Annotated in this window: 21 protein-coding genes, 3 tRNA genes and 1 pseudogene; 12 read left to right on the top strand and 13 right to left on the bottom strand. The window is 70.3% G+C overall.

From position 1 onward, the window contains the following. Positions 1 to 245: molybdenum cofactor guanylyltransferase (locus tag QM638_RS08155; protein ID WP_415141457.1), on the bottom strand; the 245-nt coding region annotated here is incomplete at its 3' end. A 32-nt stretch (positions 246 to 277) separates the two neighbouring features. Here QM638_RS08155 and QM638_RS08150 point away from each other — a divergent pair. Together QM638_RS08150 and QM638_RS08145 are read left to right on the top strand one after the other, a co-directional pair. Beyond that, positions 278 to 1,048 (top strand): carbon-nitrogen hydrolase family protein, encoded by a 771-nt coding sequence (locus QM638_RS08150; RefSeq protein ID WP_415141456.1) that lies wholly within the window; start codon positions 278 to 280, stop codon positions 1,046 to 1,048. Between the two features lie 179 nt (positions 1,049 to 1,227). After that, positions 1,228 to 2,298, top strand: a complete 1,071-nt coding sequence (locus QM638_RS08145; RefSeq protein ID WP_415141455.1) for a hypothetical protein — start codon at positions 1,228 to 1,230, stop codon at positions 2,296 to 2,298. Between the two features lie 111 nt (positions 2,299 to 2,409). Here QM638_RS08145 and QM638_RS08140 read toward each other — a convergent pair whose 3' ends face one another. After that, positions 2,410 to 4,125: a LuxR C-terminal-related transcriptional regulator gene (locus QM638_RS08140; RefSeq protein WP_415141454.1), complete on the bottom strand. Its 1,716-nt coding sequence runs from the start codon at positions 4,123 to 4,125 to the stop codon at positions 2,410 to 2,412. Between the two features lie 429 nt (positions 4,126 to 4,554). Between QM638_RS08140 and QM638_RS08135 the strand changes: the two genes are divergently transcribed. Further along, entirely contained in the window at positions 4,555 to 6,615 is a 2,061-nt protein-coding gene (locus QM638_RS08135) for a DUF6923 family protein (RefSeq protein WP_415141453.1), read from the top strand. Continuing rightward, a complete protein-coding gene (locus QM638_RS08130) occupies positions 6,615 to 7,292 on the top strand; it encodes a class F sortase (RefSeq protein ID WP_415141452.1) in 678 nt (225 codons plus the stop codon). Before QM638_RS08135 ends, QM638_RS08130 begins: the two co-directional genes overlap by 1 nt. A gap of 204 nt (positions 7,293 to 7,496) precedes the next feature. Here QM638_RS08130 and QM638_RS08125 read toward each other — a convergent pair. Continuing rightward, a tRNA-Ser gene (locus QM638_RS08125) sits at positions 7,497 to 7,584 on the bottom strand. A gap of 97 nt (positions 7,585 to 7,681) precedes the next feature. Continuing rightward, entirely contained in the window at positions 7,682 to 8,062 is a 381-nt protein-coding gene (locus QM638_RS08120; RefSeq protein ID WP_415141451.1) for a hypothetical protein, read from the bottom strand. Positions 8,063 to 8,139: 77 nt separating this feature from the next. On the opposite strand from QM638_RS08120, the gene QM638_RS08115 reads away from it, so the two are divergent. Further along, the gene (locus QM638_RS08115) at positions 8,140 to 8,601 is read left to right on the top strand and encodes a hypothetical protein (RefSeq protein WP_415141450.1); all 462 of its coding nucleotides are present in this window, start codon (positions 8,140 to 8,142) and stop codon (positions 8,599 to 8,601) included. A gap of 109 nt (positions 8,602 to 8,710) precedes the next feature. After that, a tRNA-Ser gene (locus QM638_RS08110) sits at positions 8,711 to 8,804 on the top strand. A 6-nt stretch (positions 8,805 to 8,810) separates the two neighbouring features. On the opposite strand, the gene QM638_RS08105 is transcribed toward QM638_RS08110, so the two are convergent. Further along, positions 8,811 to 9,194: a hypothetical protein gene (locus tag QM638_RS08105; RefSeq protein WP_415141449.1), complete on the bottom strand. Its 384-nt coding sequence runs from the start codon at positions 9,192 to 9,194 to the stop codon at positions 8,811 to 8,813. 124 nt (positions 9,195 to 9,318) lie between these two features. Here QM638_RS08105 and QM638_RS08100 point away from each other — a divergent pair, with 124 nt between their 5' ends. Beyond that, positions 9,319 to 11,010, top strand: coding sequence for a hypothetical protein (locus tag QM638_RS08100; RefSeq protein ID WP_415141448.1), 1,692 nt, complete (start codon positions 9,319 to 9,321; stop codon positions 11,008 to 11,010). Between the two features lie 201 nt (positions 11,011 to 11,211). On the opposite strand, the pseudogene QM638_RS08095 reads toward QM638_RS08100, so the two are convergent. Both QM638_RS08095 and QM638_RS08090 read right to left on the bottom strand, forming a co-directional pair. Continuing rightward, a pseudogene (locus QM638_RS08095) lies at positions 11,212 to 11,648 on the bottom strand (transposase); the annotation flags it as partial. A 348-nt stretch (positions 11,649 to 11,996) separates the two neighbouring features. Next, entirely contained in the window at positions 11,997 to 13,088 is a 1,092-nt protein-coding gene (locus QM638_RS08090; RefSeq protein ID WP_415141447.1) for a LuxR family transcriptional regulator, read from the bottom strand. 108 nt (positions 13,089 to 13,196) lie between these two features. Here QM638_RS08090 and QM638_RS08085 point away from each other — a divergent pair. Further along, positions 13,197 to 13,269: transfer RNA gene (locus QM638_RS08085), tRNA-Arg, on the top strand. A gap of 242 nt (positions 13,270 to 13,511) precedes the next feature. After that, positions 13,512 to 13,922, top strand: coding sequence for a pyridoxamine 5'-phosphate oxidase family protein (locus QM638_RS08080; protein WP_415141446.1), 411 nt, complete (start codon positions 13,512 to 13,514; stop codon positions 13,920 to 13,922). Positions 13,923 to 13,985: 63 nt separating this feature from the next. On the opposite strand, the gene QM638_RS08075 is transcribed toward QM638_RS08080, so the two are convergent. From QM638_RS08075 to argF, 4 genes are all read right to left on the bottom strand, one after another. Beyond that, entirely contained in the window at positions 13,986 to 15,779 is a 1,794-nt protein-coding gene (locus QM638_RS08075; RefSeq protein ID WP_415141445.1) for a GAF domain-containing protein, read from the bottom strand. A 46-nt stretch (positions 15,780 to 15,825) separates the two neighbouring features. Then, a complete protein-coding gene (locus tag QM638_RS08070) occupies positions 15,826 to 16,491 on the bottom strand; it encodes a response regulator (protein WP_415141444.1) in 666 nt (221 codons plus the stop codon). A 62-nt stretch (positions 16,492 to 16,553) separates the two neighbouring features. After that, on the bottom strand, positions 16,554 to 17,519 hold the full coding sequence (locus QM638_RS08065; protein WP_415141443.1) for a universal stress protein: 966 nt from the start codon (positions 17,517 to 17,519) through the stop codon (positions 16,554 to 16,556). Between the two features lie 48 nt (positions 17,520 to 17,567). After that, positions 17,568 to 18,590 (bottom strand): ornithine carbamoyltransferase, encoded by a 1,023-nt coding sequence (gene argF, locus QM638_RS08060; RefSeq protein ID WP_415141458.1) that lies wholly within the window; start codon positions 18,588 to 18,590, stop codon positions 17,568 to 17,570. Positions 18,591 to 19,201: 611 nt separating this feature from the next. On the opposite strand from argF, the gene QM638_RS08055 reads away from it, so the two are divergent. The 3 genes from QM638_RS08055 (at position 19,202) to QM638_RS08045 (ending at position 23,754) form a co-directional block, all read left to right on the top strand. Next, positions 19,202 to 20,074 (top strand): hypothetical protein, encoded by an 873-nt coding sequence (locus QM638_RS08055; protein ID WP_415141442.1) that lies wholly within the window; start codon positions 19,202 to 19,204, stop codon positions 20,072 to 20,074. A 162-nt stretch (positions 20,075 to 20,236) separates the two neighbouring features. Beyond that, complete coding sequence (locus tag QM638_RS08050; RefSeq protein WP_415141441.1) at positions 20,237 to 22,660, top strand: phosphoketolase; 2,424 nt, start codon at positions 20,237 to 20,239, stop codon at positions 22,658 to 22,660. Continuing rightward, positions 22,657 to 23,754: an acetate kinase gene (locus tag QM638_RS08045; RefSeq protein ID WP_415141440.1), complete on the top strand. Its 1,098-nt coding sequence runs from the start codon at positions 22,657 to 22,659 to the stop codon at positions 23,752 to 23,754. The genes QM638_RS08050 and QM638_RS08045 overlap by 4 nt, the downstream gene beginning before the upstream one ends. Before the next feature lie 16 nt (positions 23,755 to 23,770). On the opposite strand, the gene QM638_RS08040 is transcribed toward QM638_RS08045, so the two are convergent. Beyond that, positions 23,771 to 25,483 carry a cation:proton antiporter gene (locus QM638_RS08040; RefSeq protein ID WP_415141439.1) on the bottom strand — a complete coding sequence of 571 codons (1,713 nt, stop codon included), beginning with the start codon at positions 25,481 to 25,483 and terminating at the stop codon, positions 23,771 to 23,773. Between the two features lie 70 nt (positions 25,484 to 25,553). Beyond that, positions 25,554 to 26,286: PucR family transcriptional regulator (locus QM638_RS08035; RefSeq protein ID WP_415141438.1), on the bottom strand; the 733-nt coding region annotated here is incomplete at its 5' end.

Genomic DNA, 26,286 nt, shown 5'->3' with positions numbered 1-26,286 from the left:
GCGGTCCAGCCGGCGAGCAGGGCCGCGGCCGGGCCGGCGTACGGCGGCTGCTCACGGACGAAGCGCGCCTCGGTGCCGGCCACCGGATCCCCGACGACCACCACCTCGGCCGCGTCGGCGCAGGCCGCCAGCACGCGGTGGAGCAGGCTGCGGCCACCGATCTCGAGAGTCGCCTTGTCCACGCCGCCGAGCCGGCTGCCGCGTCCGCCGGCGAGCACGATCGCCGCGTACTCGGTCTCCGCCATGCCGCCACTGTGGCACGTGGCAGGCTTGACCCATGACCTGGGAGAGTCTGCGGATCCGCCTGGTGCAGCACGCCTCCGGCCTGGAGCCGGCCGAGAACCGGGCGCTGCTCGAGCCGCTGACCGGCCAGGGTGCGGATCTGGTGGTCTTCCCGGAGGCCTTCGCCCGGGACTTCGGCAAGCCCGGCTCGCCGCTGGGCCGGTACGCCGAGCCGGTGGCCGGACCGTTCGGCAGCGAGCTGGGCCGAGTGGCGGCCGGCACCGGGTCGACCCTGGTCGCCGGCATGTTCGAGACCTCCCCGGATCCGGAACGGCCGTTCAACACGCTGCTGGTCCGCGGCGCCGCGACCGCCGAGTACCGCAAGATCCATCTCTACGACTCCTTCGGCTACCGCGAGTCGGACGCGCTCACCGGCGGACCGCTCGCCCCGGCGGTGGTGGACGTCGCCGGTGTGCCGACCGGGCTGATGACCTGCTACGACCTGCGCTTCCCCGAGCTGGCCCGGCGGCTGGTCGAGGCGGGGGCCGAGCTGCTGGTGGTGCCGGCGGCCTGGGTGGCCGGCCCGCGCAAGGTCGACCACTGGCGCACCCTGCTGCGCGCCCGTGCCATCGAGAACACGGTCTTCGTGGCGGCGGCCGGGCAGTCCGGGCCGCGCTACAGCGGCCACTCGATGCTGCTCGACCCGCTCGGCGACGTCCTCCTCGAGCTGGGTGAGGACGATGCCGTCGCCGAGGGCGTCGTCGAGCGCAGCCGGCTGGTCGCCGTACGCGAGACCAATCCGTCGCTGGCCAACCGCCGCCTGTGAGCGCGGCGCGCTCGCTGCCTGACCCTGCCCGATCACGACCCGGTCACGGCCGGCCCGGGGCGGCCCGGTCGTGACGGTGCGAGGCGGGCACCCGGTCGGCGCTTGTAGTCTTGACCGTCATGACCCGAGCCGTGTCCGCCCCGATCTCGGGCGCTTCGACGACCGACACGGAGGCAGCGGTGAGCGAGAACGGCGCCCCGGGCGGTAGCCGGCGCCACGAACGCGGACGCGGCCGCCGTGGGGGACGAGTGGTGCTCGCCGTCGTCTGGGCGGTCGTCCTGGTCGGGGGGCTGCTCGCGCTGGCCTCCCAGCTCGATCCCGGCCCGGAGCGGCTGCACCACTCCTGGGTGGCCAACGCCGGCGCGGTGGCGGTCGAGGTCTCCTACGCCTGGGCGCTCGCCACCCGCAGCGGCAGTCGGCCGCTGATCGTCGCCGCGCTCACCCTGGTCGCCGGGACCGGGGTGGTGCTGATCGGCACCGACGAGCTGCGCACCGGGGCGGCGGTGATCACCGCCGCCACCGGCGCCGTGCTCGGCGTGATGACCACCGTCCCGGTCCAGCGGATGCTGCTGACGGTCCGTGAGGTGCTGGCCGCTGCGGTGATCGCGGCGGTCGGCGGCGTCGCGGCACTCGGGTTCGAGCCCGTGGTGACGGTCTCGCGCTACCAGTTCGCGGTGCTCGCCTGCGCCCTGGTCGGGGCGTTCGGGCTGGTCTACCGCCTCGGTGCCGGCCTGCACGGCCTCGGCCGCCGGGGAGTCTTCGTGGTCGCCGGCGGCGGCCTGATGCTCGCCGTCACGCTGCTGTACGCCGAGATGATCCGCCGCTACGGCGCGCCCGACCTGATCGGCGGCGTGCACGACGGTCTGGACTGGTGTCGTGACCATCTCGGCGGCTACCCGAGGCCGATCGAGGCGCTGTTGGGCATCCCGGCGCTGGTGTGGGGCACCCACATGCGGGCCCGCCGCCGGCAGGGGTGGTGGGTGTGCCTGTTCGGGGTGGCGCTGACCGCCCCGGTCGCCACCACGCTGGCCAACCCGGATCTCGGCGTGCTGGAGGCACTGGCCGGCATCGGCTACAGCCTGGTGCTCGGGCTGATCATCGGGGTGCTGATCATCCGCCTCGACCTCGCCCTGACCGGAGTCCCGCGGGTCCCGAGCGGCGAGGCCCCGGGCCGGCGGGTGGCGCGGGAGGCGGCGGAGGACACCAGCGCCGTACGCGCCGAGCCCGGCCGAGGCCGACCGCTGCTGTAGCAGGCCGAGCGGGTCTGTCGGGCGGTCACGACACGTCCTGACCAGCCTCGATGACCGCCCGCGCTGAGCCCCAGCGGCCCGGCGCCGCCTACGCCGAGGCCGACGGCACCGTCATGATCGGTCGATCAAGTGGTGTTCGTGCGCGAGAGCGATCACACGTTCGCGCGAGGTCGCGCCCAGTTTGCGGTAGAGGCTGCGCAGTTGGCTCTTGATGGTGTTCTGGCTCAGGTAGCTCGAATCGGCGATATCGCGGATGGTGCGGCCATCGGCGAGTTGGTGCAGCACCTCGCGCTCGCGAGTCGTGAGTGTGACGATGTCGACCGACGCGGGAAAGACCTCGGGCAATCCGGACAGCAGGGTCTCCAAGCGGTACGTCAGGCCCTCGGCGGCGCCGAGCTTGCACAGTTCGGTCCGTGGGGCCATGGCGAGGCCGAGCCGAGCACCGGAGACGTCGGCGCTGTTGATGGCGTCGGTGAGCGAGCGGCGTGCCGCCGGGGTGTCGCCGAGGCGTTCCTGGGCGACGGCTTTCAGGGTCTGGAGTTGGGTCTGGTCGCGGGCGTTGAGCGCGGCGTTCGTCAGTCCGATCGTCGCGAGTCGGACCACTTCATCGTGGCGGCCGCTGAGCATTGCCAGCCGCGCCCGGGGCACGAGCAGCCGTGGATGCTCGGAGGCGGCGACAAGTCGCTGGGCTTCGGTTCCATTTCCGATCGCAATCAGCAGCTCCGCCTCGATGGCGTCGATGTGCGGCCCCATGGTCGAATCGGCCTGTAGCCATCGGGGCAGGCGTGCGCGTTCATCGGCGAGCTGACGTAGTTGTCGGCGGCGGTCGCCCCACACCAGGTCGTACCTGGCGCGTGCATAGACGTACGCCGTCTCCCAGACGAATTCGCCCGGGATGCGGCTCTCGAGCTGGGCCAAGGATCGGCGAGCCTGCGTCTGACGGCCCTGTTCGATCGCCAGCAGCGCACCGGCGAGCGCGCGCAGTGTGCGGAGCGTGCCGGGCGGGCCCAGTTCGGTGCTCTTGTCGTGGCCGCGAGCCAGCCATTCCTCAGCCTCCACCGCTTCCCCGAGCAACCCGTAGGCGATCGCCGTGAGGGTCGCAGCGTCTGGACCGGCCGGATCGCCTGCGGCCCGCGGGCTGAAGCGGAAGGCCCGTCGTAGGGTCTGCACGGCTCCGCTGTGGTCCCCGGCGAACATGCGCGTGATGCCGACATGGCGCATGATGCTCAGCTCGTCGGGGGGAAAGCCCTGCCCGGGCACACCGGCGCAGGTCAGCCAGGCGTTCAGGACCTCATCGATGCTCTCCGCATAGCGCTGGGCGAGCGACATCTCCCCGCGGGTCCGTAAGGCGATCATGACCGCGGCCGCGTCGGAGACCGACGTGTTCCATCGGGGGATCGGCAGCGCCTTGACCCAGTGTGGATCACTCAGCCGCGACGTGCGCGCGAGGTCGAGCAGCAGATCATCGCCGGCGCGCCAACGCAGAAGAAAGAAGTCGCGGATGGCAACCGCGGCGATGCTGTCAGCCACGATGGGAACCGGGACCTCTTGGAGTGCGGCTCGTGTCTCCACGAAGTTCTGGTGCATCAACGACATCCAATGCCGTTCGACGACGCGGACCACCGTCGCCCAATCGTGAGCACGGTGTGCCTGCTGAAGCGACTCCGCGGGAGCCGCATCATCGACAGACGTCGTGGGCGTCACGCCCGACACCGACCTATCGCTGGACGTGACCGGGCGTCCCGGTGCAGACAACGTGATCCCCCCATCTTCGGCACTCGAAAAGGCGGGCGCCGGATCGCGGCGCCAGTCGGAAGCGTTCCACACGGGCTGCTTCCTGCCGCGCGCCAGATGCCATGAAGCTCGTGCGATCGTGCGCCCTGGCAACGTCGGACCGCGGCGCCTGGTCACTTCGCACTCGGGATGCCGTACCCCCAAGCAGCAGCCTTCGCCGCACGGTGACGTGCCGGTCTCAGTCAACGGCTTCGTACGCCAGGTCGCGCCACTCCTACGGGTCGTGTCGTTGGTGAAGCGCTTGGTGAAACTGCTCCGCACCACTTCCGGCCGTGCGCGACCTGAGTCTTGACTGTGCCGCGGGGCAGCCATCGCTGACCTCCGCGAGGTCAATGAACGAAGGACATTTCTGTGCGTCTACGCGAGATTTTCAGGAACGCCGCTCGGGCCGGTCGATCGCGACACCGCGTACGAGGACGCGTCGCCCTGGCGACGGTCACGGCACTGACCGGGGCATCGCTGATGACGGTCGCGGCGGGGGGCGTCGTCCTCGGCAGCGCGGAGCCCGCCGCTGCGGCGGACGGCCCGGCATGGACATGTTCGACGTACGGCTATCTCTTCCAGTCGCCGAACGGCGACGGCACCGCCCCGCCGCACAGCATCTATCAGGTGGACCTGGTCAGCGGCGCCTCGTCCCAGATCGGTTCCACCGCTGATGACGTCAACGCTCTCGGATATAACACGACCGACAACTACATGTACGGCTATGACCTCAGTACCAGCGAAATCGTGCAGGTCGCCAGCGATGGCACGCTGACGGAACTGGCGGCACCGACCGGATTCGACACCACCCGCGGCTACAACGTCGGTGACTTCGACAACGAAGGTCACTACTGGATCACGAGCAGCAGTACGACGTCGCCCGCCACGTGGTACGAGATCGACTACGCAGCCGGATCTGCGACGTATGGGAACGTGCTTGCGTCCGGAACGCTGTCGCCCAACATCACCGGTTCGGACTGGGTGTACGTCGACGGTGCGCTCTACAGCATCCAGGACCGCACGAATCACCTGATCAAGTTCGACACGACGACCCACCAGGAGACCGACCTCGGCGCTGTCCCTGGCGTTCCCGTCGGAGCACCGTCGTACGGTGCCGGTTATGCGGACGCGGCCGGCAACCTGTACTTCTCGAACAACGCCACCGGCGAGATCTATCGCATCGACCCCGCGTCCGTCACCGCGATCGACCTTGCCACCGGTCCGGTGTCTGATGGAAACGACGGCGCTCGATGCGCGACCGCGCCGATCCCGACGGTGACGGTGAAGAAGACCGTCGACGGACGCCTCGCGGCGAACGATCAGTTCACGGTCGGCCTCGACAGCGCCGCCGGGGCCACGCTGACCGATGCGACCACCGCGGGCTCGGCCACCACCATCTCGACGACGGACTGGCCAGTCAGCCAGGGCACGACGTACACGATCACGGACGCCATGGCCGCCGGATCGCCAAGTGCGCTCTCGCAATACGGGGCTGCCGTCGTCTGTACCGATACGGCGACCGGAGCCACGGTCGCGACCGGCGGCACCAAGGGTGCGTGGACGCTGACGGTGCCGGGGCAGGACGCCTACCTGTGCAACGTGACGAACACGGCGCCGTCCTTCACGGTGACGAAGACGGCCGACGCGACCGAGGCGAACCCCGGCGACACGATCCACTACACGGTGACGGTGAAGAACACCGGGAGCGTGGACTACACGGCCGCGAACCCGGCTTCGTTCACCGATGATCTGTCGAGCGTGCTCGATGACGCCACGTACAACCGGGATGCGACCGGCGGAGCGAGCTATGCGGCTCCCACGCTCTCGTGGTCGGGTGCGCTCGCCGCCGGCGCGACCCATAGGGTGAGGTATTCGGTCACTGTCGATGACCCGGACACGGGGGATCAGCACCTCGACAACACCGTGGTCACGCCGAGCGGAAGCGGCGGCGACTGCCCCACCGGCACCGACAACGCCGACTGCACGGCCGACGTGTCCGGCGGCTCGTACACGGTGGCCAAGACCGCTTCCGCCGGCCACTTGAAGCCCGGCGGCAAGGTCACCTACACGGTGACCGTCACCAACACCGGCAAGGTGGCCTACACCGCCAGCAGGCCGGCCTCGTTCACCGATGACCTGAGCAACGTGCTGGACGACGCCACCTATGACAAGGACGCCACTCATGGGGCGACCGTCTCCGGCCACACGCTGTCCTGGTCCGGTCCACTGCCGGTGGGGAAGACGATCAAGATCACCTACTCGGTGACCGTGAACGACCCTGACACCGGCAACCACCGGCTCCTGAACACCGTCGAGCCGACGGCGGATGGCGGGTCCTGCCGCGCCAGCGGCGACTGCTCGACGACCACCACCATCGGTGACCCCACATCGCCAGTGGTGGCGGTCAACACCGGCGGATACACCATCGACCAGCCGTCCGTGTGGGAGCGGCTCCTCCCCTTCGGTGGGCTCGCGGCGCTGCTGGCCACCGGGGTGGCGCTGGTGCTCTGGATGCGCCGTAAGGGCACCTGGCAGGAGTGATGCTCCAGCTGCGCAGCCGCCGCGCCCGCTGGGTGGCCCTGGCCGCGATCCTCGTGATCGTCGCTGGGGCCATCTGGGCGATCATCGCGTCACTGACCTCTACGACCCAGCACGGGCCAACCGACATGACCGGCAGGCAGGTCCGACTCGACCCCGGCACGCTGCCCTCGGCGAAGGTCCAGAGACAGATGCACGCGATCGCCGATACCGGTCTGCGGTTCCGCGTTCCCGCCGTCGGCCTCGACGTCCCGGTCGGGCAGATCAGCGTCGCCGCGGGACAGCTCACCCCACCCGGTTTGACCTCGGTCTACGCCGTGCGCAACCTCGGAACCACCATGACCACGCCAAGCAAGGGAACCGTGTACCTGGTCACCCATTCCCTGCGCGGCGGCGGCACGGCGCCCGGCAATTACCTCATCGACGTCCCCGGCCAGAAGGCCGCAGTGAGCAAAGGGGAAGCGGTGTTCGTCGGCAGCACGAAGTACACCATCACCGGGACCCAGCTGGTGAAGAAGACCGACATCGGGACTCAGACGAGTCTGTGGACCAACACGCCGAAGCGGCTTGCCGTCATCACCTGCCTCGAGAAGCCCTCCGGGGCGCCCTCGACCGACAACCTCGTCGTCTACGCCACGCTTGCTGCTCGGTCACCGTCGTCCACGACGGCTCGACGATAGCCGTCGAGGCCGCCGTCCCTGTTCCGGCCAACCTGGGTCTGGCATCCACGACCGCGCCGTCCGGAGGAGGAGCGCGCCACGAGCGGGCCTGGGCGTTCACGCCCCGCTCGTCGCCGTGCTGAGGGCCGCCCTGATTCCATGGCACCAGAGGAGGCGCAGGCTCTGCGTCTCGCGAACGGGGCGCTCGCATTCGCCACATCTCGCTGGCAGAGGGGGCGGGATTCGAACCCGCGGTAGGTCTCCCTACGACCGCTTTCAAGGCGGTTCCGATCGGCCACTCCGGCACCCCTCCGAGGACCGGCAGGTCCACAGGCGGGAAGTCTACGGGGCGTCCGCGACCAGGCGCAGTCGCTACTCGGTCGCTACTCGGTCGCTACTCGGTCGCGTGCTCAGTCACTGCCACCCAGCTCCAGCTCGACCTCGTCGTAGGCCAGATCGCTGATCCGCTGGAGGTGATGATGCAGGTCGACGGCGAGCCGTTGCAGCTCCCGGTGGAGCTCGCTCAGGTCGGACCGGTCGAGCACGTCGTCGCCCAGGCAGGACAGCCGGCTGAGCAGGGCACCACGCTCCCGCAGCGCGGACCCCGTCCGCGGGGTCAGCCAGGCGTCGGTGGTGCCGGCGTCCTCGATCATCAGCGCCTCGCGCAGCCGGGCGAGGCGCTGCCGCATCGACCAGCGCCAGTTGCCGACGTTGCTGCCGGCGCGCGGAGGAACCAGCGCCTGTTCGAACGCGCGCAGGGCCTCGGTGGTCGCTGGACGTACGCCTGCCATATCTCGAGTGTGACCCAGGTCACCTAAGCAGACAAGCCGATGCGGTGGTTCGGGCGGCGGTCGGGAAGAATGCCGGAGTGCCCGCGCCGACCGCCACGTTCTACCGTCTCGCCCGCGCGCTTCGGATCCGCTTCCTCGGCCTGGCCGTGGTCGCGCTGGCACTCGTCGTCATGCTCACCACTGTGGTGGTGAGCGCGGTCGGCGCCGGCCACGGCTGGATCCTCGCCGTCCTCGTGCTCGGGTTGGTGGCCGTCGCCGCCGGGCACTGGTGGCTGCGGGTGAAGGCGTACGTCGTCCGTTGCACCGCACAGGGATACTCGGTGCGGCTGGTCCGCGGAGCGGGAACTCGGGAGGCGCGCTGGGTGGACATCGCCGAGGCGGTCACCTCGTGGTCGCACGGCACACCGTGCCTGGTCCTGCGGCTGCGCGACGGCCGGTCGACGACGATCCCGGTGAGCATCCTGGCGATCGACCGCGAGGAGTTCGTCCGCGAGATGCAACGGCACTTCGCCGCCAGCATCACGCCGCTGGAGCAATGAGTCCGGAGCGATCCGTCAGGCGCACTCCTCCGTCGGGGGTCCTCAGGGCCGGCCGGCGAACCGATTGGTGGAATCGCGGCCCGGGCTTGTAGCCTGTCCGGGCTGTCGGGGAGGCGTCGCCTAGTCTGGTCTATGGCGCCCGCCTGCTAAGCGGGTTTGGGGCTACAACCCCATCGAGGGTTCAAATCCCTCCGCCTCCGCCAGCTGGATCAGGTTGGAACCCTCGCTGAGCGAATGCTCGGCGAGGGTTCTTTCTGTTCGGGGACCAGCGGGGCCGGCGACGGCCCCGCTGGTCCGGTGAGCGGTGCGTCGGTGATCGCTGGGACGTTGCGGCCGTCTTCGGGGATGCTGTCGACCTTGAGGTGTCGGAACACGGCGCTGTTGAGGATCTGTCGTGCTTCGTCGCCCACGGTGGTGTAGAGCTTCTCAGCGTGGGTGAGGGGCGAGATGACGTGCTCCAGTCGGGCGAAGACGTCGTCGCTGACGGTGACAAGACGGCTGTGTCTGGGGTCCGCCGGGTCGTAGGGACCGAACGGCACGTAGAAGACGTTCTTGTCGACGTCGCGTGGCCCGAAGAGTCCGACGTTCTGCATTGGCCGCTCCCAGGCCGGGAGCGTTTCTAGGTTGACGATGCCAGATGGCGATCGACGCGTTGGGGTTCCAGCGATGTCGGGATGTCGGCGCAGCGTGATGGAATCGGCTGGAGGTGTTCACCGGATGCTTCGTTGGAGTGGATTGGATCCGCAGCGGTTCGAGCGAGCGGCGCAGATGTTGCTACGCCGTCTGTACCCCGGGCTGACGAGCCTCGACGGGGCCGGTGGCGACGGTGGCGCCGACGCGCGGCTCGTCACCGAAGATGGCCTCACGGTCTTCGAGTGCAAGTATTTCCACGACCGGCTCAACAACAGTCGCCGTCGTCAGATCGAGTCCTCGCTCCGGACAGCAGTCAAGAACGCGCCGAAGATGCGCAAGTGGGTGCTGGTAGTACCGCTAAACCGAACGCCGTCGCGTACCGGCTCGACGTCGAGCGAGGATGCCTGGTTCACGGGCAAGCTCCAGGCGTGTGCGCCCGGCGTGGAACTGCAGTGGTGGGGACAGGACTGGCTGGACGGTCAGTTCGCGGAGCATCGCGATCTGCGACGCTACGTCGAAGGAGAACAGGCTGAGCTGCTCCAGCTGGCGGGTGACTATGGCCACGAGACGGCGGTCCTCGCGTCGGGCACGCAGGACCTTGCGGAGCGGAACCGCAACCTGCGGCGACTGATTGATGAGGTCTCACCGCACTGGACGGTGGACTGGAGGGTCGAGGGTGACTTGACGGTCAACACGCTCCGCGCAAAGACACCCGACGCAGCCGAACTCGATCCGGTGAACCTACTCACGACCTTCCACTTTGATGCGGTCGGCGAGCCAGCCCTGCGCACCAGGTATGAGGAGGTGACCAGGTTCGGCGGCGCGGTGACGGTGCCCTCGGGTGCTGTCGAGATCCGCCTCGACGCGTCGCCGGAGGTGCGGCGACTGCTGAGTGGGATCGAGGGGCCGGGGGAGGTGCAGATCAGATCGGCCGTGATCACGCTGCCGAGGCCGATCCGCGGACAGGTACAGATCCTTGGCGAGGTCGGAGACCAGGTGATCGCATCGGTCGACGTGTACCTGCGCCAGCGTATGAGCGGGAGCGATGGTGTGACCTTGATGGGAGGTGATGCGGCTGGTGCCCTGTCCGTGACCGTTCGCCTTCCTCGCCCGAGGGACCTCACTGCGCCGCAACTCCTTCCTGGGGGAGGGCTGACCCTGGAGTTCGCGGCATTCACCGATTTCGACTTGGCCGCAGTCCTGCCGCTGCTGGAGTTTCAGGCGGCTGCGACGGAGGGTCGCCAGCTGCGGTTCCGCGTCCCGGGCTTGGTCTCCCAAGGCGAACGGATCGAGGACCGCCCGTTCGGGCCGATCGATTCTCTCGTGGAGGCGGCCAGAGCGTTGCGTCGGCTCGAGGAACTGCTGGACCGAAGCCTTCGTCTCCCGCAAGAGTTCATCCTGCGCGACTTGCAGATGGTCCAAGCCGCTGTCGCTTCCTTGGAGGGTGAACAGGGGGAGACGCCCTATGACGACTTCACCGCTAACGTGATGCCCGGCAAGCAGCGGAAGTTCGTAGAGCAGCTGACAGAGGACCCGTTCTTGTTGCGCTTCACCAACGAGGACCTCGTGCTCCGACTCGGTGATCTTGAGATCCCTTACGGCTTGGCGATGTTCTACGCGCCCCGCGTCACCCTGGTGAACCGCGATGAGTTGCTCTCCGGCGAGAGTGTGACTACCGCGCGGTTTCGGTCGGACGGCGGTCCATTCCGGCTCCTGCCCCGCTCGATGGCAGCCGAGGTTCATGCCGCGGACGTTGGGAAGCGGCTCGGCACGTAGGCACAAGCGCCGCCAGAACGTTTGTGGCAGAAGGCAAAGTACTTTGTGGCCGCGCCGGTTGCGTTGTCGCGTTGGGCGACTCCGAAGGAGCTGTCGACGACAAGGGCCTTCTTTACTGCCTTGGGGTTGGGGCAATAAGCCAACTGAGCTGGTCAAGTCCGCTGGGGCGGTGTACGACGGGTGATCCTTCGTCGTTGTAGTTCAGGCGGTGATGGCCTGGATGGTCAGTTCGTCGGTCACCTCCCCGGTGATGGGGGTGGTGTCGATGGCTTGTGACTTCGCCAGTGCGTCGTAGTCCGAGGTAGCGGAGGTCTTCGGCCCACTCGTCGCGTTGCTCGGCCAGGACCGCGCCGACGAGGCGGATGATGCTGGGCCGGTCGGGGAAGATCGCGACGATGTCGGTACGTCGGCGGATCTCCCTGTCGAGCTGCTGGTTGGGGTTGTTCGACCAGATCTGGCGCCAGATCTCCTTGGGGAAGGCGGTGAAGGCCAAGATGCAAGATGTCGGCACGGGCCTCCTCAAGATGCTCAGCGACCTCGGGGAGCTTCTCGCCCATCGCGTCGACGACGCAGTCGAACTGGGCGTGGACGGACTCGGCGTCTGGCTGGTCGTAGACCGAGTGCAGCAAGGCTTTGACCCACACTCACAAATCACGCGGTGGCCGTCGTCGCTCCACGCACCGACACGCTCCGGGAGCCGTGCACCACCCTGTCGGACGCCACTCGATGGGTTTCTTCACATCGTCGTCATCTTCTGTGAACGTGGGGCTAGGCGGAGGGGAGATAATAGACAAGACTGTTGTCGCAGACATCCGGAGAACCCGGATGAGCTCACATCGATAGGACTGCTCATCATGAAGCCTGCCCGCCGAATCGTTCTCGCGCTTGCCGCGCTGGTCCTTGCCGGCCTCGGCGTCGTCAGTGTCTCGGAGCCAGCCCACGCGGACGTCACCTGGGGCGACATCGTCGGGGGTCGCTGAGATCGGCTACTGCGCCTTGTCGGCCGGCGGCGCATCCTCGTCGGCGGGGCCGAGTGGCTGTCCGGTGAGCCCGACCATGTAGCCGAGCTGGAACCGCGTCTCGACCTCGAACTCACGCTTGAGATCGGCGACGTAGCCCGCGTACGTGCGCGGACTGACGCCGAGCCGCTTGGCGGCCACCGGGTCGGAATGGCCCTCGGCGAGGAGCCGCATGGTCATCGAACGCTGCTCCGCGGCGATGTCTCGGAGCACGTTGACGTCGGTGCTGCTGAACCGTCGCGCCCGCTGCCAGGAGCGCTCGAACAGGTCCGCGAGGTAGGCCAGCACCGACGGCTCGCGCACCGCCACCGCGACCGTGTTCGGATCTGGGGTCGGGATGATCGCGACCCGCCGGTCCACGATGATCGTGCGGGGGAAGAACTCGTCGAGCGTGCGGACCTCGGCGCCGAGCTCGGCCATCCGGACGACGTACTCCCGGGTCGCGGCGTCGCGTCGGGCGGCGTGCTGGTAGAGGGTGTGCACGATGCCGCCACGCTCGAGCACCTGCCGCTCGAGGTCGATCGAGTCCGGGAGGCCGGCGACGTCCCGGCCGGCCTGGGGCTGGGCGGTGAGCAGCTCTTCCTGACAGTCGAGCATCACCCCCTCGATGTACCGGCCGACCTGGGAGCGGCGCAGGTAGGTGAACGGCCCGGTCTGCTCGGCGACCGAGGAGCGCCGCCAGGCCTGGGAGAGCACGCCGAAGTCCCGCGCCCACTGCGACGACTCCTCGATCAGCCGGGTGGCCTCGAGGCTCATCGGGGTGACGATCCGGGAGCGCACCGCGGTCGGGTCGACCGGCACCCAGCGCGACGACTCCGGCTCGTGCTGCAACAGGCCGAGCTCGACCAGGACACCCAGCGCGTCGGCGTACTCACCGCCCTCGGCGAGCCGAGGGTCGTCGGCCCGGAGCATCCCGGCGGAGACGGCGAGCTCGTACAACTCGAAGCCGGGGCCCTCCAGGATCTCCCGGCTCTCCGAGGACTGCTCGCTCACCCACGCCTCCCAGGTGTTCTCGTTGTCGGTGATCCTTCCATAGCGCGGACCCGGCTCGGCCGGCATCCGCGGCGTCGGTGAACGAGACGGCCGAATCCGCGGTGGATGACGCCGCCGATCGCGATTTCGGCCTCGTCGCCGGCGTCGGCTACTCTTCTCGGGTCGCATGACACTGCGCCCGTAGCTCAACGGATAGAGCATCTGACTACGGATCAGAAGGTTTGGGGTTCGAATCCCTACGGGCGCGCACACCGAAGAAGCCGCAGGTCAGCTCGCTGACCTGCGGCTTCTGTCGTCGGTGATCGCCGCTCGCGTCGTGCGCGAGGAGGACGCGTTCATCGGCCGCGCGGGAGTGTGCCGGCCGGCGGGACGGTGTCAGGGGCGGGACCTTCGCCGAGGAGCGCCGGGACCTTCGGCCGTGTGCCTCCACCGTCGGTCCGGGCACGGTGGAGGCATGGAGCGCCGGTCGACGAGCGAAGGGGTACTGCGATGAGGGAGAGCTGGTTCCCGGGTCGTCTGCATGTCCTGACCGAGTCGGAGTGTCTCGAACTGTTGGAGAGAACGCAGGTGGGCAGAGTGGCCTATTGCGACGAGGCGTTCCCGGTGATCCTGCCGGTCAACTACGTGATGGATGCCGGGACCGTGGTGTTCCGGACCTCGCCGTACTCGATGTTGGCCCAGCACCTGTACCGCGGCCATGCGGCCTTCCAGATAGACGAGATCGATGAGTACACCCAGTCGGGGTGGAGCGTGCTGGTCCGCGGCGATGCGACGTTCGTCGAGTCGGCCGACCTGCCCGCTGCCGACACCCGTCCGGCGCCGTGGGTCGAGGGCGCTCGCCCGTTCCACGTGCGGATCACGCCCGATGAGATCACCGGCCGGCGCCTGGTCCCGACGTGAGTCGTGGTGCCCGGGCCCCCGATGACCGGAGCGGCGCGCGGCGAGTGTCGGCGCGAGCCTGGCTCAGGACAGCGGCACGGTCCACTCCACCACCGTGCCTCCCGAATCGCGCGGTGAGACGGCACAGGACCCGCCGTGCTTGGCGGCGCGCCGCCGCATGTTGGCCAGCCCGCTCTCCGGGGTGCCGGTCGGGATCCCGCGACCGTTGTCGCACACCCGCAGCACCAGCCGGTCGGAGACCGCCAGCGACACCTCGGCCTCGGTGGCCTCGGCATGACGACTCACGTTCGAGAGCGCCTCGGCCAGGACGGCGAGCAGGTCCTGGGCCACCGCGGGGGTGACGCGCAGCCGTACCGGCCCACTGAGGCCGAGGGACGGACGGAACTTCAACGCGCCGGCGGCCCGGTCGACGACCGCTGTCACCTCGGACTGGACGTCGTCGCCCTGGGCGGGCGTGCCCAGCTCGAAGATCGAGCGCCGAATGTCACGGATCGTCTCGTCGATCTCGTCGACGGCCTCGTCGAGCCGGGACCGGAGCTGCGGGTCGTCGGTCAGGCGCAGGCTCCCCTGCAGCCGGAGTCCGATCGCGAACAGGCGCTGGATCACCAGGTCATGGAGGTCGCGTCCGATCCGGTCGCGGTCGTCGTACACGGCCAACTGCTCGCGGTTCTGGCGGTTGCGGGCCAGAGCGATCGCCACCGCGATCTGCTCGGTGAAGCTGTTGGCGACCGCCAGGTCGAGCTCCTGGGCCTTCTGCGCGTTCTCGGGACGCCATGCCAGGGCCAGTACGCCGACCGTGTCGGAGCCATCGGTACCCCGCGCCTGACCCAGCGGGATCACCACCGCCGGGCCGAACGGAGGCAGGTCGACTCCTGTCGTCTCGGCGGCCCACCAGCTCTGCGTCGAGAGGTCCTCGATCATCGACGGGCTGCCCGACCGGATCGCTCGGCTCGCGAGCGACTGGCGCAGCGGTGCCAGTCGAAGAGCCTCTCGCTCGACGTCGAGTCCGGCGACGACCTCGATCCGGAGAAGCTCCGCCTCCGGCCCGGTGGCGATCCAGGCCAGATCCGCCTCCGCGATCTCCCGGGCCCGGTCGGCCACGAGCTGCAGCACGTCGACGTGGTCGATCTCGGCCAGGACGGCCGCGGTGATCTCGGCGCGGGCCTGCAGCCAGCGTGCCTTGCGGTGGGCGTCCTCGTGCAACCGGGCGTTCTCGATCGCGACGCCGGCGGCGGCCGCGAGCGCCACCACGATCTCCTCGTCCTGGTCGGTGAAGTCCTCACCGTCCGACTTCTCGCACAGGTAGAGGTTGCCGAAGACCTTCTCGCCCGTCCGCACCGGGACTCCCAGGAAGGAGTGCATCGGGGGATGGTTCGCCGGGAAGCCGTAGGACCGGGGATGGGCGGCGAGATCATGCAGCCGCAGCGGCTGGGGATGATCGATGATGAGCCCGAGGATGCCGTGCCCCTCGGGGAGGTCGCCGACCTCGGCGATCTCCTCGCTGCTCATCCCGTGGGTGACGAACAGCCGGAGGCGTCGTTCGCCTCCGGAGGCGAGCACCCCCAGAGCCGCGTAGCGCGCGCCGACCAGGCTGCTCGCGATCCGGACGATGCGGGACAACAGGTCATCGAGCGAGACGCCCGCCGCCATAGTGACGACCGCCTCCAGCAGGAGCCGCCAGCGGACCTTCTCGTCGCGGATGTCCTTGACCCGGGTCAGCACCTCGCCCAGCAGTGTCTCGAAGGAGACCTCGTCCAGCCTCGACCCGGAACTCGACCCGGAACTCGACCCGGAACTCGACCCGGAGCCCGACCCGGGGGTGGGCACCGGCGCGGGCTCCGACGGCTGTTCGGGCATCTGGGGACCCACGGCGATCTCCCTCTCGGTGAGACCGCTCAAGGTATCAACGCCGACGCGTCCTGGTCACCAGGATCGCTGCCTGCGTGCGACTCTCGACACCGAGCTTCGCGAGCAGCGAGGAGACGTAGTTCTTCACCGTCTTCTCCGCCAGATCGAGGTGCCGGGCGATCTGGCGGTTGGTCATGCCCTGACCGATCAGGTCCAGGATGCGCTGCTCGTGCGCGGTCAACCGGTCCATCACCCCGTCGGTCTTGGGCCCGGAGCGGATGCGCTCGAGGACCTGCGCCGTGACCGCGGGGTCGAGCATCGACCGCCCGGCGGCCACCTGGCGCACCGTCTCCACCAGGTCACAGCCCCGGACCTGTTTGAGGACGTAGCCGGCGGCACCGGCCATGATCGCCGAGAAGAGCGCATCGTCGTCGTCGAACGAGGTGAGGATCAGTGCGGCGATCTTGGAGTCGCGTGAGCGGACCTCGCGGCAGACGTCGATCCCCGAGCCATCGGGGAGCCGTCCGTCGAGGATGGCGACATCGGGACGCAGCGCGGGGATCCGCTGCTTCGCCTCCTCGGCGAGGCCGGACTCGCCCACCACCACGATGTCGCCCTCCTCCTCGAGGAGGTCCCTGAGGCCACGACGGGTCACCTCGTGGTCGTCGAGCAGATAGACCCGGATCCTGGTCGGAGCGGTCGGTGGATTGCTCTCGGTCACCGTGCCACGGTAGACCGGCCGGGTCGGCATTCCCATGGCCGTTCTTCCCCCGACCGAGGGACTTAGTGCCCCTCCGGCCGTGGCGTGCCCTGGACCTCGGCGAGCGGCAGCACCTCGACCGGGCAGGTGCAGTGCCGCAGCAGGGCGCGTCCGGTGCTGCCGAAGTGTCCCAGCGGGAAGCCGTGGGCGCGGCGGGCGAGCACCAGGAGGCTCGCGTCCCGGGCGCGCTCGCGCAGCACCTGGGCCGGCTGGCCGTGCCAGGCTCGCACCCCGACGTCGACTCCGGGGAACTCCCGACCCACCGCGTCGGCTGCCGCGCGCAGCTGGTGGTCGACCATCGCCCGCCAGCCCGGGAAGTCCATGGTGGGGACCACCATGCGGGGATACATCGCCCGCACGTCCCAGACGTAGACGACTTCGAGTCTCGCCGCCCGGTCCTGGGCGATCCGGAAGGCGGTGCGCAGCAGCTGGTCGGGCACCCGGTCGTAGTCCTTGACCCCGACGACGACGCGCGCGTCCTCGCGCTGTTCCACCTCGGCGGTCCATGAGCTCGGCACGGTGACCACCGGGCTCGGCGACTGGGCCGCGATCTTGGTGACCAACGAGCCGACCACCAGCCGCTCGGCCGGTGCCGTGCGGTCGTCGCCGAGCACCGTCAGCTCCGACTCCGCGGTCGCCTCGAGCAGGGTGGCGACGCGCGAGCCGATGGCGACCGACCGGGCGATCCGGTCGGCCGGCACGATCTCCCGGGCGACCCGGAACGCCTCCTCGACGATCGCCTCCCCGGCGTCCTTGAGCTCACTCGGCGACAGCGGGAACGGCGCGGGCACGCCTCCGGTGATCGAGACGTAGTCGGGCACGACGTAGAGGAGTCTCAGCGGTCGTCCGGTACGGCGCGCCGCGGTGGCGCCGTACCGGACGGCGGCGGCGCTCCCCGCCGAGCCGTCGACCGCGACCAGGACGGGGCGAGGTTCGGTGGCGAGGTCGGCGGTGGTGGACTCTGCGGGTGTCGCGACGGTCTCAGGCATGGTGGGCTCCGTTCGGTGAGGTCGGTCGGCGGTGGGTTCGGGGAGGTCTCATGTCGTGCCTCCGAGTGTCGCGAGGAGGAGCGCCTTGACGGCATGGAGGCGGTTCTCGGCCTGGTCGAAGACGATCGAGTGCGCCGAGGAGAAGACCTCGTCGCTGACCTCGACGCCGGGCTCCCCGGTGCGGGCGAGCAGCTCTCTGCCCAGCTCCGTCCGGTCGTTGTGGAGTGCCGGCAGGCAGTGCAGGAACTTCACCTCCGGGTTGCCGGTCCGGCCCAACAGGGCGGCGTCGACCCGGTAGGGCGTGAGCAGGTCGATGCGCTCCCGCCAGCGCTCGACCGGCTCGCCCAGGGAGAGCCACACGTCGGTGTAGATGAAGTCCGCTCCCTCGACGCCTTCGGCCACCCGGCTGGTCTGGCGCACCCGGGCGCCGGTGGTGGCCGCGATCGCGCGGGCGGTCGCCAGCACGACGGGTGAGGTCTGTCGCGGCTCCGGTGCGACCATCCGGATGTCCATCCCGGTCATCGCGGTGGCGACGAGCAGGGAGCTGGCCACGTTGTTGCGTGCGTCCCCGACGTACGCGACGGCGATCTCACCGGCGGGCTTGTCGGCGTGCTCGAGCAGGGTGAGTACGTCGCACAGCGACTGGGTCGGATGCCAACGGTCGGTGAGCGCGTTCCAGACCGGCACTTCCGCGGCGTCGGCCAGCAGTTCGACGACATCGTGATGGAACCCGCGGTAGGCGATGCCGTCGTACATCCGACCGAGCACCCGGGCGGTGTCCGCGACCGACTCCCGGTGCCCCAGATGGGAGCACTCGGGGTCGAGGTAGGTGACGTGGGCGCCCTCCTGGTGGGCGGCGACCTCGAACGCGCAGCGGGTGCGGGTCGAGGCCTTGGCGAAGAGTAGCGCGAGATTGCGCCCGGCCAGTCGCTGTCGACCGGAAGGCTCGGATCGCTCGACCTTCAGCGTGGCGGCGAGCTCGACCAGCGCGAGCCACTCCGTCACGGTGAGGTCGGTCTCGCTGAGCAGGTCGCGGCCGCGCAGCGCGGCGAGCGCGTGCGTCGGGCCCATCATGGTCGGGACGGGTCGCGGGCCGTCGTCACCGCGAGCAGCCGCGGCCGGGCGAGGGTGCTGCAGGTCCTGCGGTGCCATCGAAGGTGCCTCCGGGAGAGTCGCGCTGTCGGCTCCACTCCACCCGGTCGGGCCGCGTCGGGACAGTGGCCAGCGACCACCGGTGACCGGGCCCAAGGTCCCGGGCCGGAGAGGACTCCGGCCCCTCGGAGGGGCTCGGCTCCTCGTTGGTGGCTCGGCGCCACCGTCTCGATTCGCTCGGCTCGCTGCTCGAGCGGCGACGGGACGGGGGCTTGCCGCTCGAGCGGCGGCGAGCGCGGACGAGTCTCGTCGGGTGGTGCCGGGCGCCGGGGCCCATCTCGCAGTGGAGACCACTGCGAGATGGGGCGTGTCCCAGGCGTCGTTCCCCTTGGTGGCGTTGACGTGAGCAGGTCCCCTGGTGCTCTCGCGGATCGATCCCGACTGCAACGCTGAGTCGGAGACTAGACGCCCGCCCTTCACACGCACGGCGAGCTCTGTGTGAAGGGCTGTGAAGGGCCGGGCGAAGGGTGGGCGGCCACGCGGTGAAACCCGCCGTACGTCGTTGGCCGACGATCGTAGAATCCTTAACCATGAGCGACGCGCGCCCCTTCGCGTCAGCGCTCGGGACGGCGCTCGAGCGCCGACGGATGAGCCTCGGTGAGTTGCATCGCTCGCTCCAGGCGCGCGGTACGCCGGTGAGCATGGCGACGCTGAGCTACTGGCGGTCGGGCCGCAGCGAGCCGGAGCAGCGCCGTTCACTGCACGCGTTGGCCGAGATCGAGGAGATCCTGCGCCTCGATCCGGGGGAGCTGGAGAGCCTGCTCGACCAGCAGCGTCGACGGCGGCTGAAGCCCGAGGCGCTCTCCCGCCTCAGCGACCGGCACGAGGTGATCCGCCGGCTGTTGGGCGACCTCGACTTCGAGTCACCCTCCGACGAGCTGATCGACCGGGAGGTGACCATCAAGTACGACCTGGACGCCGCGGGCGCGCCCCGCCGGTGCACCTACATCGTGGTGGTCGAGGGGCTGGTCGACGGCGCCTGCCGCCGGGCGATGGTCCTCCGGGTCGAGGCCCCGGGAGCCCCGATGCCCACGATCACCCCGCTGGGCGGGTATCGGCTGGGCCGGATCCGGCACGACGCCGAGTCCGGTTTCGTGGTCGCCGAGATGCTGCTCGATCGTGAGCTCTACGTCGGGGACACGGCGCTGCTCGAGCAGCAGATCGACTACCAGGGCATCGACCCGGACGACAACGAGTTCTTCTACTGGGCCGTGCGCAAGATGACCTCGGCGAGCCTGTGGATCCGCTTCGACCCGCGCAAGGTCCCGGCCCGCTGCGAGAGCTACACCGTCCTCGACGGTGTCGAGCACGTCGAGGAGGTCGAGACGTTCGGCACCGGGGTGAGCCGGACGGTGACCAACTTCGGGCCCGGCACGATGGGCTTCCGCTGGTATTGGGAGTGAGTCTCGGACCGGTTCTCCGGGGCCGTTGATCCCCATGCCGCCCGACGTAGCCTGGGGGTGCCCGGCCGGTGGCCCGTCGACGGTGCGGCCGCGCCTGGCATCGAGACGGCGTCGCGCCGTCGCAGGGTGTGTGGCCTCAGTCGCTCGACCGGGAGGAAGAACGTGGCAGAACCCTCGCACTACGCGTCGGAACAGAGGTCGGCGGACCTGCGCTGGTGGGCCGCCGCGAACTATCTGACCGTCGCCCAGATCTACCTGCAGGACAACGCGCTGCTCCGGGAGCCGTTGCACCCCGATCACATCAAGCCGCGGCTGCTCGGGCACTGGGGCACCAGTCCCGCGCTCTCGATGATCTACACGGTCCTCAACCGGCTGATCCGCGACACCGGCCAGGACTGTCTGTACGTGACCGGCCCCGGCCACGGCGGGCCGGCGCTGGTGGCCTGTGCCTACCTGGACGGGACCTACAGCGAGGTCTACCCGAAGGTGTCGGCCGACGCGGACGGACTGACGGCGCTGGTGCGACAGTTCTCGACCCCGGGTGGCATCCCCAGCCATGTGAGCGTGCAGACGCCCGGCAGCATCCACGAGGGTGGCGAGCTCGGCTATGCCCTCGCTCACGCCGCCGGCGCCGCCTTCGACCGCCCCGATCTGCTGGTCGCCTGCGTGATCGGCGACGGGGAGGCGGAGACCGGGCCGCTCTCGGCGTCCTGGAAGCTCCCGGCCTTCCTCCAGGCACGCCGTGACGGTGCGGTCCTGCCGATCCTGCAGCTCAACGGCTACAAGATCTCCGGCCCGACGGTGCTCGGCCGGGCCAGTGACGAGGAGGTCTCGGCGTACCTGCACAGCCAGGGCTGGGAACCGGTGGTGGTCGCCGGCGACGACCCGGAGGTGGTGATCGGTGACCTGCATCGCGCGGTCGCGGCGGCGCGTGCCCGGATCGTCGAGATCCAGCGGCGGGCGCGGTCGGCGGGGGCCTCGGCCGGAGTCGCCGGACCCGAGCGCTGGCCCGCCATCATCCTTCGTACGCCGAAGGGCTGGACCGGGCCGCACACCGTCGACGGCGTCCAGGTCGAGGGCACGCACCGGGCGCATCAGGTGCCCCTCGCCGGGGTGAAGCAGAACCCCGAGCATCTCGCGCAGCTCGAGGCGTGGATGAGGTCCTACCGGCCCGAGGAGCTCTTCGACGACGCCGGACGCCTGGTCGCCGACCTGCAGGAGCTCGCTCCCGCGGGTGGCAAGCGCATGTCGGCCACGCCGTACGCCAACGGCGGCCTGCTGGTCACGCCGTTGCCGATCCCGGCCCTGGAGCCCTACGCCTGCGCGGTCACCGCGCCCGGCGCCGGGGTCCACGAGAACACCGAGCCGCTGGGCAGGCTGCTGCGCGACATCTATCGTGCCGACACCCGCGAGGACGGCGGTGGCACGTTCCGGCTCTTCTGTCCCGACGAGACCGCCAGCAACCGGCTGCAGGCGGTCTTCGAGGCGACCGACAGGTGCCTGCAGACCGCGCCGCTGCCGACCGACGACCACCTCTCGCCCGAGGGACGGGTGATGGAGGTGCTCTCCGAGCACCTGTGCCAGGGGTGGCTGGAGGGATACCTGCTCTCCGGCGGCCACGGCCTCTTCGCGACGTACGAGGCCTTCGCCATGGTCTCGGCCTCGATGCTGGTCCAGCACACCAAGTGGCTCCAGCACGCCGAGACCCTGCCGTGGCGGGCCGACGTCGCCTCGCTCAACGTGTTGCTCACCTCGACCTGCTGGCGCAACGACCACAACGGCTTCTCCCATCAGGGTCCCGGGCTGATCGACACCGCGATCCCGCTCTCGCCCGACGTGGTCCGGGTCTGGCTGCCGCCGGACGCCAACACCACCCTCTCGATCGCCCGGCACTGCCTGAACAGCCGCAACCACGTCAACCTGATGGTGGTCGACAAGCAGCCGCACCTGCAGTTCCTCTCCCTGGACGAGGCCGAGGCGCACTGCGCGGTGGGCGCCGGGGTCTGGCACTGGGCCGGCACCGAGGCCGGCGATGATCGGAGTCCGACCGACGGTCCGGACGAGGAGCCCGACGTGGTGCTCGCCGCCGCGGGCGACGTGCCGACACTGGAGACCCTGGCCGCGGCGGCGCTGCTCCGGGAGTACGTCCCCTACCTGCGGGTCCGGGTGGTCAACGTGGTGGACCTGATGGCGCTGCTGCCGCCGGACGACCATCCGCACGGCTTCGGCGAGAAGTTCTTCCGGGAGCTGTTCACCGCCGACACCGACGTCGTCTTCGCCTTCCACGGCTACCCGCGCGCGGTGCACCAGCTGCTGCACGGGCGGGAGAACCCGGGCCGATTCCACGTCCGGGGCTTCTCCGAGCAGGGCACCACCACCACGCCCTTCGACATGGTCGTGCTCAACCGGATGAGCCGGTATCACCTGGTGCTCGAGGCGCTGCGTCGCGCGCGGCGGGTCCCGGAGCGCGGCCGGGAGCTGGCGGCGTACTGTCACGCACAGCTCGAGCGCCATCACGACTACGTGCGCGAGCATCTCGAGGACATGCCGGAGATCAGCGGGTGGCGGTGGCCGGCGCAGGGGTGAGCGCGGAGCCGGGCCACGGCCTGGCGGTGCTGGCGCTGAACACCGGCTCGTCCTCGCTCAAGGCGCTGCTGCGCGACGGTGCGCACCGCGACGGCGGTGGGCACGCCCTGCGGGCCGAGGCGGAGCGGCTCGGCGATCCGGCCGGGCTGCTCCGCGTCGACGGTGAGGAGCGGCCGTTCACCGGAGATGCTCGTACGGCGGTCCGGGCCGTTGCCGCCGCCGTGGCGCGACGCGGCCGGGCGCCCGACGCGGTGGCGCACCGGATCGTGCACGGCGGGGCGAAGCATCTCGACCACGCGGTGATCGACGAGGGCCTGCTCGCCGACCTGCGGGCGGCGGTGCCGCTGGCGCCACTGCATCTTCCGGCCGCGCTGGAGGTCGTCGAGGAGGCGCGGGCGGTGTGGCCCGAGGCGCAGCATGTCGCCTGCTTCGACACCGCGTTCTTCCGTGGGCTCCCGGAGTACGCCGTCCGGCTGCCGGTGGCCGCGGAGCTCGCCGCGCTCGGCGTACGGCGCTATGGCTTCCACGGCCTGTCGGTCTCCTCGGCGCTGCGGCGGCTGCCGCGTCCGATGAACACGGTCGTCGCCCACCTCGGCAGCGGCTGCAGCGTGGCCGCCGTCGACGCCGAGCTGCGACCGCTCCACTCCAGCATGTCGATGACGCCGACCGCCGGGATGATCTCCGGCACCCGGTCCGGCGATCTCGATCCGGAGGTGCCGCTCTACCTCCTCGAGCACGGTGGCTACTCCGGCGAGGAGCTGCGGCTGCTGTTCAACCGGAGCTCCGGGCTCGCCGGGATCGCGAACGGCCGGCACGACCTGCGCGACCTGCTCGCCGCGGACGATCACGACGCGGCACTGGCCGTGGAGATGTTCGTGCACAGCGCCGCGATGGCCATCGCGGCGGCGGCCACCATGCTGGCGCGCTGGGACCGGCTCGTCTTCACCGGCGGGATCGGCGAGCACGACACGACCACCCGCGACCGGATCGTCGAGCGTCTCCACCTGACGCCGCCGACGACCGTCCAGGTGGTCGCGGCCGACGAGGAGGGCGAGATGGACCGGATCGCCCGCGCCCTGCTCGGTGCGCGGTGAGGGAGCCGGACGCCGGTCAGCCGCCGAGCCGCTGCTCGTAGTCGTCGAGCAGCGACTCGACCTTGCGATAGGTCTCCGAGCTGTAGGCGCCGATGCTGCGCTCGGCGGCGAGCGCGTCCCGCATCGCGTCGAGGTAGCGGCGCTGCAGGATCCGCGACCGCTCGAGCGCGTCCGGCCGGGTCTCGCGGCGCTCGCGGACGCCGGTCAGGATCCGGGGAAGGATCTGCTCCTTCATCCTGGCCGCCAGCTGCGGCGGGATCGGTTCGCCGTCGATGGTCTGCTCGTCGACCGGGCCGACGACCTCGACCGCCTCCTCGCCCACCTCCTGGAGGAGGGAGTGGAACGCGTCGCGGCGCTCCTTGTCGCTCGCCGAGCGCAGTCGCATCCGCGCGATCACGCTCGGCAGCGTGAGGCCGAAGCCGACCAGGGTGATGATCGCGACGAAGAACGCGGCGATCACCACGGTGGCGCGATGGGCGACGCCGGTCGGGATGGTCTGCGCGGCGGCCACCGTGACGACGCCCCGCATCCCGGCCCAGGCCAGCACGAAGCTGCCCCGAGCGGTGATCGGCTCCCGCGCCTCGAACTCGATGTCGGCCTTGCCGCGGGCCACTCGCCGCCGGGCCCACTCCAGCCGGGTCTCCTCGCGGTCACCCTCCGGGGTGACCGCCGCCAGCTGCTCCTCGAACTGGTCGAGGCGGGCGCGCTGCTGGTCGCTGCGGGCCTCGTGGCCGTAGCGACGGCCGAGGGCCGGCCAGGCCAGGCCGAGGAACCGCAGCACGACCAGCAGGGCCGTCACGAGCAGGACCAGCCCGATGGTCTGGCCGGTGGAGGTCTCCGAACTGGAGTCACGCAGCAGCTCGGGCAGCTCGTAGCCCATGGCGAGGAAGACGCCGCTCTCCAGGATGAAGCTCACTGTCGTCCAGGTGGTGGCCTGGGTCTGCCGATCCCGTGCGCTGAAGCGGCGGCTGCCCATCGAGCCGGTGGCCAGACCGGCGACGACCACCGCCAGCACGCCGGAGGCCTCGACCTGTTCGGCGGGGAAGTAGGCGAGGAACGGCACCGCGAAGGAGATGGTGGTGTTGAGCACCGGATCGTCCAGGCGCTGGCGCAGCCGCACGGTGAACACCCCGACCACCAGGCCGATGATCACGGCGCCGGCGACGGCCCAGGCGAAGTCCAGGATGGTGTGGCCCAGCGAGAACCCGCCGGTGGCGCTAACCGCGGTGATCGCCGTGCGCAGCATGACGAGAGCGGAGGCGTCGTTGACCAGGCTCTCCCCCTCCAGCACCGCGGAGAGGCGCGGCGGCAGCCCGACGCGGTGCCCGATCGCCGTCGCGGCGACCGCGTCGGTCGGGCTCACCACGGCGCCCAACGCCACCCCCAGCCCGAAGGAGATGCCGGGGAAGACCAGGTGGACGACGACGCCGATGACCAGCGAGGAGACGATCACCATCACGACCGAGAGCCAGGCGATGAGCGACAGGTTCCGGCGGATGTCGATGACCGGCAGGTTGATCGCCGAGGAGTAGAGCAACGGTGGCAGCACGCCGGCCAGGATGAGCTCGGGCTCGACGTGGATCTCCGGGGTGCTGGGCAGGTAGCTCGCCAGGATGCCGAGACCCACCAGCAGCAGCGGGGCCGCCACGCCGGTACGCCGGGAGAAGACGGAGGCGGCGATCATGATCGCCAGCGCCGCCAGGGCGATCAGCAGGAACTGGTGGTCCACCGCCCGCAGCCTAGACGACCGGTCCGTGAACGGGGGGCCCGATGACCCGCGATCCGGTCCGTGTCCGCCCTCAGCGCGGCGCCAGGATCCGCAGCTGCAGCATCGCGGCGAACCGCTGCTCGGGGTCGGCGAGGTCGAGCCCGCTGACCTCCTCGAGTCGGCGCAGGCGGTAGCGCAGGGTGTTGGGATGGATGAAGAGCGCGGCGGAGGCCGCCCGGACGTCGCCGAGGGCATCGAGCCAGACCTCGAGGGTCTCGGCGAGCCCGGAGTCGTTGCGCTCGTCGTACTCCAGCAGCCTGGCGATCGGGCCGACCGGACGCTCGCCGCGGGCGGCGGCGAGGTCGCGCAGTTCGAGCAGCAGCGCCTGGGTGTGTACGTCGACCAGCCGGGCGACCCTGCGCTGCGCGTGCCCTTCGCGCAGCACCCGGAGCACGCGGACGGCGGTCGCCCGCGAGGCGGTGACGCCACTCACCTCGGCACTCGCCGGCCCGACCGCGACCACGACCGGGAGCCGGCTGCCCAGACGCTCGCAGAACTCCTCGGCGAGGCGTGCCGCACGCTCCTCGGCCATCAGCGCCGTCGCGCCCTGGTGGACCGGCACCAGCGCGTGCACGACTCCCCCGAGCACCGCCACCGCCGAGGACGGCACCGAGGCGGACAGATGCACCGACAGGGCGTCCGCGACGCGCTCGGAGTCGCCGGAGTCCGACGACTCCGGCGGTGGCTCGACCGCCGGCCGGTCTCGGCGCAGCGCCGCCGCGAGCACCACGACTCGGCGGCCGGCCAGGCCGAGCCGCGCCAGG

It is taken from the genome of Nocardioides sp. (assembly GCF_047606145.1).
Lineage (GTDB): Bacteria > Actinomycetota > Actinomycetes > Propionibacteriales > Nocardioidaceae > Nocardioides.
This window is presented reverse-complemented; position numbering and strand designations above follow the sequence as displayed.